The following is a 10,643-nucleotide window of genomic DNA, read 5'->3' as shown; positions in this document are numbered from 1 at the left end:
GATAATTTTCGAGAGATGGGATTACTTGTAATAATTATTAACCTACGATCGCGATCGCTCCCACACAACCATTCAAGCAGCAATAGCACCAATTTCTAGTGTCGATCGATTCATTTTAAATAAAATAGCTGTTTCAGCTTTCTGAATTGCCAGTCTAAAATTTGTTTTAATGCTCGATCGATCGGGAAGAGTATGTTCGATCTTCAGAATTGAATAACGCTCGGATGCTCCAATCGATCGCGCCGAAAGAGGGGATTCGATCGAAAAATTCTCTTTGTCAATAGTAACGTTCGCAATACTTTCCTACCTCACATACTTGGCGATGAAGTCTGTCGTCACGCCTCGAAGATGAGGGTCTAGCTTGCCCAGCACAACCTCGGCGATCGATTCTGGTACTCCGCCAAAGAGCGGCTCTGCCACGGAACCCGTGATGCAGGCAAGCGTGTCTGAATCCCCGCCGATGGAGATGGCGTTGCGAATAGCATCCTCAAAGTCCGATGCTGCTAGAAGACAAGTTAGAGCCTCCGGTACGGTTCCTTGGCAAGACTCGTCAAAATCATATGTCGCTCGAATCTCATCGACCGTTCGCGATAGGTTATAGCCAAAGCGATCCTCGATGAAGTGGCGGATGTCAGACTTGGAGCCTTCCTTACGGGCGATGAAGATCGCTGCGGCAGTAGCTTGACCTCCTTTAATCCCTTCAGGGTGGTTGTGCGTCACTGCGGTGAAATGTTCCGACCAGAGCAGCACTTCATCTAGAGTGTCATACGCATAGGCGGCTGGACTAATCCTCATCGCAGCACCATTACCCCAACTCGAATACGGTGCTGGAGCGTCAGATAATGCCCAGTCATGAAAGCTGCCGCCATAGCCTGCTTGTGGATATCTGTAGTAGTACGCCCTCATGACTCGATCGTAGTCCGTTCCCGTCAGAATGGCTTCTGCTAGAGCGACCGTGAGTACTGTGTCATCCGTGAAGCAAGTGTCCGTGGAGAACAGAGGGAAGTTCTTAGTCTTGACGTTGTTCCACTCGAATACAGATCCGATCGTATCACCAGCTATTGCACCGAGCATGACAGTCTCCTTTTCTGTGAAGCGATTTGTTTTAATGCTCGATCGTCAGGATCGAATAACGATTGAGTTTTCTAATCGATCGCTCCGAAAGAGGAGATTCGATCGAAAAATTCTCTTTTCATTAGTAATCCCCCAATGATGCGTTGCGCTATATCGTTCGCGTAGCGTCTCTTGTGGATAATCTCACTCTAGCTTACATGTGCAAATGCACCGATCGCATTCACAATCTCCTGAAATGTTACAGATTCCAGCACAGACAGCAGATTTACCGCTTTAGCTAGTAAATAGGGGGTGTCTTCATAATCATCCTTGCTAGGCAGCACAATCTGAATTGGCTTGCCGCGATCGTCAACTCCTTTTTCAAACACAAGCAACCGTGGACTGGGATGACTGACCGATATCCAGTGAGTCTCCTGAAGATAGCCGACCACTTGGGCAACGTGAAGCTCCTGGATTTGGGGGTAACTCGATAAAGCTTCAGGGGTCATCACCATTCTCCTGTTTTGACGTTCTCTATTAAGGTTAGCAAAGATTCTGGGGTGAGGCGTTGCGATCGGGGGATTCTAATCCTCACGGACTGGCGATTTTCGCTGAAACTACCACTGAGGTATTCCCAGTAGCAGGTTCCTTGCAATCTGAGTTGTGTTTCTTCACAGATGAGCCATTCCATCGAATCCGAGGGCAGGGCTAACAAAATCAGAATACAGGGTGTTGCGGCTCTCATGCTGCGTCTGAGAATCAAATCATTGTATGTCTTCACCTCCAAGTCATAAACAACCTGAGTATTGTCGATTTGCCATTGGGTTGAGGCTTTGAGTTGAAAACTGAGAGCGAAGCCAGATTCAACCCGACGATTTTGGCGTACCACAACCTCATCAAAACTGCCGTCTACGCCATAGTCATATTCCCGAATCGCTAAGTTGAGTCCGGCACGTCCAGCGATCGCCCGCACATAGGCACGGCTCAATGCTTCAGAAATATGTTGGTCGGTTAGCACGGTTGCTTACAATGAGTTAGGATGACTGGCCGAATCGTAGCATAAATAGCCGCCACAAGACTTTTCGATAGCGATCGGGAGTCATATCGGTCTAAATACTCCTGGAAGATAATTTTTGAGATTTGGCGTTACTTGTAATCATTATTAATCTACGATCGCGATCGCTCCCACACAATTTTCCAAGCATCAATAGCACCAATTTCTAGCGTCGATCGATTCATTTTAAAGAAAATAGCTATTTCAGCTTTCTGGATTGCAGGTCTAATATTTGTTTTAATGCTCGATCGATCTGGAAGAGGATGTTCGATCGTCAGGATCGAGTAATGCTCAGATTTTCTAATCGATTGCTCCGCAAGAGGAGATTCCATTTTAGATCGGGGACACGATCGGTGCTCATTCCTTTTGGGAACAGCTTGTGACATTTTTTACTCCGATCGACACTGCTGACGTGATATATCTCTCGAAAACGATATTTTTATAGATCGCTCGGTTCGATACTACCGATCTTCAAGCCGATCGACTTCCAGCGGTGCAAGTGGCGATACATTTTTCCTCGATACGGTTACTGAAAAAATCCAGATCTTCAACCACATAATTTTAGACCTATGAACGTCGAACCTTTACAAAGAGTTGGTAGTATCACCAGTACCAACGGAGCCGAAATCCCCGCTTTCGATCCGGCAAGCGATCGATTATTTGTAGTCGCTGGATCGGTCGTCGAAATTCAGCAAATTAGCAGTACTGGAGCAATTACCGCAAATGGTACCCTCGCTACTGGATTTACCCCACCAGCAGGTACCCAAGCGATTCCCAACAGCGTCGCTACCAAAAATGGCATCGTAGCGGTAGCCTACGCTATTCAAAACACTACCACCAACGCCCAACAACTCGGACGGGTCAGCTTTTACAATGCGGCGACTGGGGCATTTTTGAACTCAGTCACAGTCGGCGCGCTGCCCGATATGTTGACATTTACCCCCGATGGTACCAAGGTTTTGGTCGCTAATGAAGGCGAACCCAATAGCTACGGACAAGCAACATCCTTCGATCCAGAGGGTTCGATAAGTATCATTAATATTGCTGGTGGGGCGGCTGCGGCGACAGTCCAATCGGCAGATTTTACGAGTTTCAATAGTCAGGCGGCAGCACTCAAGGCCGCTGGAGTGCGGATTATTGGGCCAGGGGCGACAGTCGCTCAAGATTTAGAGCCAGAATACATCGCTGTTTCCCCAGATGGCAAGACTGCGTGGGTAACGCTCCAAGAAAATAACGCGATCGCGATTTTGGATATTGCGACTGGGACGATTACCAGCATTGCCCCACTGGGAGCGAAAAATTACAATCTGCCAGGGAATGGCATCGATGCTAGCGATCGCGATTTAACCGCCTCTACTGGTAAGATCGACATCAAAAATCAGCCTGCATTCGGACTGTATCAACCGGATGCGATCGCGAGTTTCTCGATCGCGGGTAAGCCTTACTATATTACTGCCAATGAAGGTGACGCTCGTGACTACACGGGATTTGCTGAAGAGGTGCGCGTGGGAGCCGCTGGCTACGCTTTAGATGCGACGGTCTTCCCGACTGCGGCGACGCTCAAGCAAAATGCTAATTTAGGTCGGTTGACGGTCACTAATGCTAGTGGCGATACCGATGGTGATGGCGATTTCGATCGAATCGAGTCGTTTGGCGCGCGTTCGTTCTCGATTTGGGATGGCACTGGGAAACAAGTCTTTGATAGTGGCGACCAGTTGGAAAAAATTACGGCGGCTCAATCGCCGACGCTGTTTAATTCCGATGGTACTACGGAGACTTTTGATACTCGTAGCGACAATAAAGGGCCAGAACCCGAAGGTGTTGTAGTTGGGGTCATTAATAACCGCACTTACGCTTTTGTCGGTCTGGAACGGACGGGCGATGTCATCGTTTATGATGTCACCACACCCAGTCAGCCGCAATTCGTTCAATACCTGAATACGCCTGAAGATCGAGGCGTGGAAGGGTTGACCTTTGTTTCAGCGGCGGATAGTCCGACTGGCAAGCCGTTATTGATTACAGCAGCGGAAGTTAGCCGGACAGTTAGTGTATTTGAGGTATCTTTAGACGATCGATCGACATTTAGCGCGAGTTTTATCGGTCAAAAGACGTTCCCGACTGGGTTGGTGCCTACAGGTGCGGCGGGTAAAATCGATGGTGTCGATGTGCCATTGGGCGGTCTGTCTGGGGTGGCTTACGATCGAGCTAGCAACAGCTACTATGCGATTTCCGACGATCGATCTGCACTGGGCGCAGCACGGTTTTATAACTTCTCCCTCGATCCGAATACAATTGCGACTACCGGAGTCACTTTTAATAGCGTCACCGCACTCAAAGACACTGCGGGTAAAACTTTCGCTCTCAATAGCCTCGATCCAGAAGGAATCGCGCTCTCCGGTAAAGGGACGATTTTTGTCTCTTCCGAAGGTGAAGTTCGCCCCGATCTCGGTGCGACGCGCGTAACGAATCCATTTATTAAGGAATTTTCGATCGCGACCGGACAGGAACTTCGTTCGCTCACCATTCCGACCAAATTCTTGCCCAAGGTGGCGGATACGAATGGCAATGGTGTCGTCGATACTGGCGATACGCAGACAGCAGGTGTCCGCAACAACCTTGCCTTCGAGAGTTTGACGATTACGCCCGACCAAAAGACTCTTTATACTGCAACCGAGAGTGCTTTATTTACAGACGGCGCGGTTTCAACTGTTGCAGCGGGTACGCGGACGCGGATCGTCCAATTTAACTTGGCAACCGGACAGCCAGAAAAAGAATATCTCTACAATGCCGATGCGATCGCTAAGGCTCCAAATCCGGCTGGTGGCGGGGCTGATAGTGGTTTGGTCGATTTACTCGCGATCGACGATAACGGTACCTTCTTGGCTCTAGAACGCTCCTTTGCAGTCGGTCAAGGCAACACGATTAAAATCTATGAGGTTAAGCTCCAAGGCGCGACGGATATCAGCAAGATCGAATCGCTCAATAGCTTGACTCCGACGCAATTACAAGCAATCGCCCCCGCCCAAAAACGTCTGTTGATAAATCTCGATGGTCTGAATCTGCCCAACAGCGATGGCAACCATCCTACTGGCACAGACAATATCGAAGGACTCGCCTTCGGCCCCAAACTCGCTGACGGTCGTCAATCGATTGTCTTAGTCAGCGACAATAACTTCAATGCCGCCCAGTTTACCCAAATCCTGACCCTGGGAACTGATTTAGTCCCGACGATTTCGCCCCAAGAGACCCTGCGATCGGCATTCCCGAATGGGGTAGCCAGTGGCGATACCACCCAAAACTCCACCGTCCTGTGGACGTTAGCTAATGCGCCTGGGAAAGTCACTTTTGAGTACTCCACCAAGGCCGACTTTAGCTCGATCGTTGGAACTCAAACCGCGACCTCAACCAATCCCCTCCAACCCGTCAAAGTCGATGTCACTGGCTTGAGTGCCAACACCGACTACTTCTACCGCGTCACCGATGCCAACGGCGTTAAAACCAGCGGTAAATTCAGCACGGCGGCGGCTGTCGGGCAACAGACAGGCTTAAAATTCGGCGTATCTGGCGACTGGCGCGGCGAACTGGCACCTTATCCCTCGATTAGCAATGCCGACACCGCCAACCTCAAATTCTTCATCGGACTCGGCGATACTATCTATGGTGACGTAGCTTCCGCCGCTGTCAAAAACCCCGATGGTACCGAGAAATCTCAAGTCACTACCTTGGCAGAATACCGTGCCAAAAATGCTGAAGTATACGGCAGCCGCTTCGGTCAAAATACCTTCGGTGACTTACGTGCATCTACCTCCATCCTAGCCACGATCGACGACCACGAAGTCACCAACGACTTTGCAGGCGGCGAGAATTTAGCAACTGCCACCGCTGCCGATCGAGCGTTATTCGGTGCCAACACTGGGCTGGTGAATGATTCGCCCCTGTATGAAAACGGTTTGCAAGCCTTCCAGGAATTCAACCCGCTGCGCGATCTTACCTACAGCACCCCAGGCGATGCTCGTACCGATGGCGAGCGCAAACTCTACCGCGCCAACACCTTCGGTAACGATGCCGCTACCTTCGTCCTCGATGCGCGTTCTTTCCGCGATAAAGAGTTGCCCAATGTCGCCAACCTCGCCGACCAAGCGGAAGTCGGTAAATTCCTCGTGGATTCCTTCAATCCCACGCGGACGATGCTGAGCAAACAACAGGTAAGCGACCTCAAACGGGATCTGCTCCAATCCCAAAAAGATGGCGTGACCTGGAAATTTATCATGGTGCCAGAACCGATCCAAAATATCGGCGTACTCGCAGCCGCCGATCGATTTGAAGGTTATGCCGCCGAGCGGACGGAAATCCTCAAGTTTGTCAACGACAACAAAATTGAGAACGTCGTCTTCGTCGCCGCCGACATCCACGGTACCCTGGTCAACAACCTGACCTATCAAAATGCCCCAGGTCAAGCCCAAATCGCCACCAGTGCCTTTGAAATCACCACAGGTGCTGTGGCTTATGCCCAACCATTCGGGCAGACTGTCGCCCAATTAGGCACCGCTCTGGGCGTAATTACACCCCAACAGAAAGCGTTGTACGACTCGCTCCCCACCCCCGGAAAAGACACCTTCATCAAAGGTATCGTCGATGGCGGACTCGCACCATTAGGTTACGATCCGCTCGGCTTAGACAAAAACCTCTCCCAAGCCAACGGCTTAATTAACGCCAAACTCCTCCAAGGTGATTACGTTGCTACCCACGTCTACGGCTGGACAGAGTTTAATATCGACAAACAAACTCAAAAACTCACCGTCACCACCTACGGCATCGACCCTTACACCCGCGCCGAACTCGAAGCCAACCCCCAAGCAATTATCGATCGTCAACCGAAGATCGTCAGCCAATTTGAAGTCACCCCCAATAATGTCGCCCCAACCTTAGTTGCGGGAACTGCGGGAACCGATAATCTCATCGCTGGCATCACCCCAGGCTTCGACGGTTTCAACGATAACGTCTTCACGGGTTCCGGTAACGACAACGTGGATGTGCCGATCTCTGGTGCGAATGCTGGTAACAACCGCATCGATCTCGGTAGCGGTAATGATGTTATCTACGTGGCTAATGGCGATCGAGCTTTTGGTAGCACGGGTGACGATATCTTCGAGGCAAATGATGTCAAAGACTATCGGATCTCCGCTGGTGCTGGTAACGATACCATCTACCTCGGTGCCAATGGTCGCGCTTTAGGCGGCGAAGGCAACGACAAGTTCTTCGCTGGTAGCGGCGGTAGTAACCTCCTTTCTGGTGGTGCTGGTGCCGACCAATTCTGGATTTATAACGGTGAAGCTCCAGCAACTGCGAATACGATTGTCGATTACCAAATCGGCACTGATGTATTAGGCATTACTGGCGGAGTTAAATTTACCGACTTAACTCGGACTGGCAATAATATCGCGGTCGGCGGTAACACGATCGCCACTTTAACTGGGGTCGATACTACTACTCTAACCGCAACTAACTTTGTGTTTATCTAATTCCACTCACTCGATCGGCACATCTCATCTTTTGATGAGTTGTGCCGATTTTTTTCGATTCTCGATTGTCAAGCTGTTCGATCGTCCAATTCTCTTTTCATTAGTAACGGTCGCGCTCACCGGACGCAGATAACCTTTGCAACTCAACCGACCATCTTGAAACGTTCCGGTGCAGCGCGGTTGTTCGACCGCGCCTCGACTCAAACTATATCTCTATGCATCTTCATAATCTAGGGTTTGACACTGGACTAAATAGTCCGTACAGTATTACTCATGGATAAACAGCATACGACTCGTCAAAAGTTGCTTGATACCGCGCTCAGCCTCATTTGGTCGAGCAGCTACGGCAATGTTACGGTCGATGATATTTGTAAGGCTGGAGGCATCAGCAAAAGTAGTTTTTATCACTTCTTCAAGAGTAAGAGTGAGTTAGCTGTGGCAGCGTACCAATCGCACTGGGAAAAAGCTGCTTCTGATTATAATCGAATCTTTTCGGCACTCGTTGCTCCCCTCGATCGCTTACGAAATTACTGTGCTTACATCGAACACAATATGCAGCAGGGGATTCAGAAAACGGGTAAAATGCCGGGTTGTCCCTATTCATTGGTGGGTGCTGAGTTGAGCTTAGTTGATGAAACAATGCGTCAACAGGTACAAACGATGTTTGGAGGGATTGTCCGTTTTATTGAGCAAGCTCTCCGGGATGCTCAACATGAAGGGTCGATTGACCCATCCATCGACCCACATACAATGGCTGAAGACCTTTACTCTTTTATCTTAGGGCTATTGCTTCAGTCAAAAGTTCGTAATGATGTCAACCTTTTACATCGACTTGAGCCAACTATCATGGCAATGATTGGAGCAAAAACATCAACTCCCGCGAACTAATTTTTTTTGATCGCGAGTGGACTAAATGGTACAATTCAAACTTACAAGGGAAGTAGAATCATGAGTAAGAAACAAGCTCTCATTGTCGGTGCTTTGGGAGGTATCGGGCGGAATCTGGTTGAATACCTGTCGCGTCTTGAGGATTGGGAAATAATTGGGCTGGCAAGGCGCGAACCTAATTTTGAAAGCAGAGCCAAGTTTATTTCGGTTGATTTGCTCGATCAGCCGGATGTCCAAACAAAGTTGAGTTCACTCAGTAATGTGACTCACATTTTCTATACCGCTTTCTACGGAGGTCCCACCTTCACAGGTCCAGTTGCGGAAAACTTAGCGATGCTAACCAATGTAGTCGATGCGATTGAGCCGATCGCACCAAAACTGGAACGCATTATCTTAATGCAAGGTGGCAAAGTCTACGGTCGGCATTTAGGCGAATTTAAAACCCCTGCTAAAGAGTCCGATCCGCGCCATATGCCACCCAACTTTTACTACGATCAAGAAGACTTTTTAAGGCAGAGACAGCAGGGAAAATCCTGGTCATGGACAGCACTTCGACCAGAAGCCTTTTGTAGCGAGATAGTCGGCATTCCCAGTTTGCCTCTTGTCATTGCGGTTTATGCAAGCATCTCAAAAGAGTTGGGTCTACCGCTTCGCTTTCCAGGTACTCCCAGCGCATACCATGCCTTATGCCAAGTCACAGATGCAGGCGTGCTGGCAAAAGCCAGTGTTTGGGCATCAGGAGAGCCAACCGCTGCTAATGAAGCCTTCAACATTACGAATGGAGATGCATTCCGCTGGGAGAATTTGTGGGTTAAGTTTGCTCAATTCTTTGAAATGGAGTATGCACCACCCCAAACGATTTCTTTGACTGAATTTATGGCGGACAAAGAAGCGTTGTGGAACCAGATGGTTCAGAAATATCATCTCAATTCCACTCTCTATCAGGATGTAGCTGCTTGGGCATTGGGTGACTTTATCTTTCGATGCGACTGGGATGTACTACTGGATACGACTAAAGCCCAACGCGCTGGCTTTCATGAGGTCATGGATAGCGAGGCGATGTTCTTGGAATTGTTTGAAACTTTTCGCCGTAACAAGGTGATTCCCTAAATTTGATTCAATAGTCATTAATGGAGATGCAATATGACCACTGATTCTGTATCGCTGCCACTCACATATGCGATGAGTGATGGTTTGCTTGTCAATCGAGTGGGCTATGGGGCAATGCGCCTGACTGGGCAACCTGGAAACTTTGGTGCTTATGCTGATTGGGAGGGTGGAAAAACGTTATTACGCCGTGCTGTTGAACTGGGTGTGAATTTTATCGACACGGCTGAAGCCTATGGTCCTGGCTTTAATGAAGAACTGATTGCTGCTGCACTGCATCCCTACCCAGAAAATTTTGTGATTGCGACGAAAGGTGGCATTGTTAAAACTTCTCCCAACGACATCCGACCTGATGGTATCCCAGAAAATCTACGACGAGGCTGTGAAGCCAGTTTGCAACGTCTCAAACTCGATCGCATCGATCTCTATCAATTACATCGACCTGATCCCAATGTGTCATTTGCAGAGTCAATTGAAATGCTGGCAGAACTGCAACGGGAAGGGAAGATTCGGCATATCGGCTTATCTAATGTGTCGATCGCCCAAATTGAGCAAGCCCGTCAAATCGTTGCGATCGCCGCTGTGCAAAATCGCTTCAGCTTCACAGACCGTAGTGGTGAGGATGTACTAAACTACTGCACTCAGCACAACCTCATGTTTATTCCCCACGGCTCATTGGGAGCACACCCACTGAGGCAAGGAGCACCGTTAGCCAATGCATCGGGAACTTTGGCGGATATCGCTGTACAACATGGTGTTCAACCCAGTCAAGTTGCACTTGCTTGGATGCTGCATCACGCGCCAAACATTGTGTTAATTCCAGGCACTACGGCGATCGCTCATTTAGAAGAAAATATTGCGGCTACTTTAATCAAACTTACGGCTGTCGAACTTGAATCGCTAAATCAGAGGTGAATTGGATTGTCCCACAGTTGATTTTTAGGCGTTGCTGAATTGATGTATGATATGGCGATCGAGAGCAAAAAACATTATTCAAAATAGGATGGAATCTTTAGCTA

The 10,643-nt window shown here is 49.0% G+C and carries 9 protein-coding genes; 4 read left to right on the top strand and 5 right to left on the bottom strand.

Going from position 1 to position 10,643, the window contains the following annotated elements; translation table 11 throughout:
- Window positions 1-303: 303 nt before the first annotated feature.
- The 4 genes from C7B77_RS14390 to C7B77_RS14375 form a co-directional block, all read right to left on the bottom strand.
- Window positions 304-1,074, bottom strand: coding sequence for an ADP-ribosylglycohydrolase family protein (locus C7B77_RS14390; RefSeq protein WP_106305926.1), 771 nt, complete (start codon window positions 1,072-1,074; stop codon window positions 304-306).
- Window positions 1,075-1,262: 188 nt separating this feature from the next.
- On the bottom strand, window positions 1,263-1,562 hold the full coding sequence (locus C7B77_RS14385) for a hypothetical protein (RefSeq protein ID WP_106305932.1): 300 nt from the start codon (window positions 1,560-1,562) through the stop codon (window positions 1,263-1,265).
- Window positions 1,562-2,071: a DUF4365 domain-containing protein gene (locus C7B77_RS14380; RefSeq protein ID WP_106305923.1), complete on the bottom strand. Its 510-nt coding sequence runs from the start codon at window positions 2,069-2,071 to the stop codon at window positions 1,562-1,564. Before C7B77_RS14380 ends, C7B77_RS14385 begins: the two co-directional genes overlap by 1 nt.
- A gap of 149 nt (window positions 2,072-2,220) precedes the next feature.
- Window positions 2,221-2,439, bottom strand: a complete 219-nt coding sequence (locus C7B77_RS14375; RefSeq protein ID WP_106305920.1) for a hypothetical protein — start codon at window positions 2,437-2,439, stop codon at window positions 2,221-2,223.
- A 237-nt stretch (window positions 2,440-2,676) separates the two neighbouring features.
- Between C7B77_RS14375 and C7B77_RS14370 the strand changes: the two genes are divergently transcribed.
- Window positions 2,677-7,629 carry a choice-of-anchor I family protein gene (locus tag C7B77_RS14370; RefSeq protein WP_245894201.1) on the top strand — a complete coding sequence of 1,651 codons (4,953 nt, stop codon included), beginning with the start codon at window positions 2,677-2,679 and terminating at the stop codon, window positions 7,627-7,629.
- 24 nt (window positions 7,630-7,653) lie between these two features.
- On the opposite strand, the gene C7B77_RS29240 is transcribed toward C7B77_RS14370, so the two are convergent.
- Window positions 7,654-7,833 (bottom strand): hypothetical protein, encoded by a 180-nt coding sequence (locus tag C7B77_RS29240; RefSeq protein WP_146138323.1) that lies wholly within the window; start codon window positions 7,831-7,833, stop codon window positions 7,654-7,656.
- Between the two features lie 69 nt (window positions 7,834-7,902).
- Between C7B77_RS29240 and C7B77_RS14365 the strand changes: the two genes are divergently transcribed.
- From C7B77_RS14365 to C7B77_RS14355, 3 genes are read left to right on the top strand one after another with little or no spacing between them, the layout of a single operon-like run.
- Window positions 7,903-8,517, top strand: coding sequence for a TetR/AcrR family transcriptional regulator (locus C7B77_RS14365; RefSeq protein ID WP_106305917.1), 615 nt, complete (start codon window positions 7,903-7,905; stop codon window positions 8,515-8,517).
- 60 nt (window positions 8,518-8,577) lie between these two features.
- Complete coding sequence (locus tag C7B77_RS14360) at window positions 8,578-9,627, top strand: SDR family oxidoreductase (protein ID WP_106305914.1); 1,050 nt, start codon at window positions 8,578-8,580, stop codon at window positions 9,625-9,627.
- 33 nt (window positions 9,628-9,660) lie between these two features.
- Complete coding sequence (locus C7B77_RS14355; protein ID WP_106305911.1) at window positions 9,661-10,539, top strand: aldo/keto reductase; 879 nt, start codon at window positions 9,661-9,663, stop codon at window positions 10,537-10,539.
- The last annotated feature ends 104 nt before the right edge of the window (window positions 10,540-10,643 follow it).

The sequence above is a fragment of the Chamaesiphon polymorphus CCALA 037 genome, from assembly GCF_003003845.1.
Classification (GTDB): Bacteria; Cyanobacteriota; Cyanobacteriia; order Cyanobacteriales; family Chamaesiphonaceae; genus Chamaesiphon; species Chamaesiphon polymorphus.
This window is presented reverse-complemented; position numbering and strand designations above follow the sequence as displayed.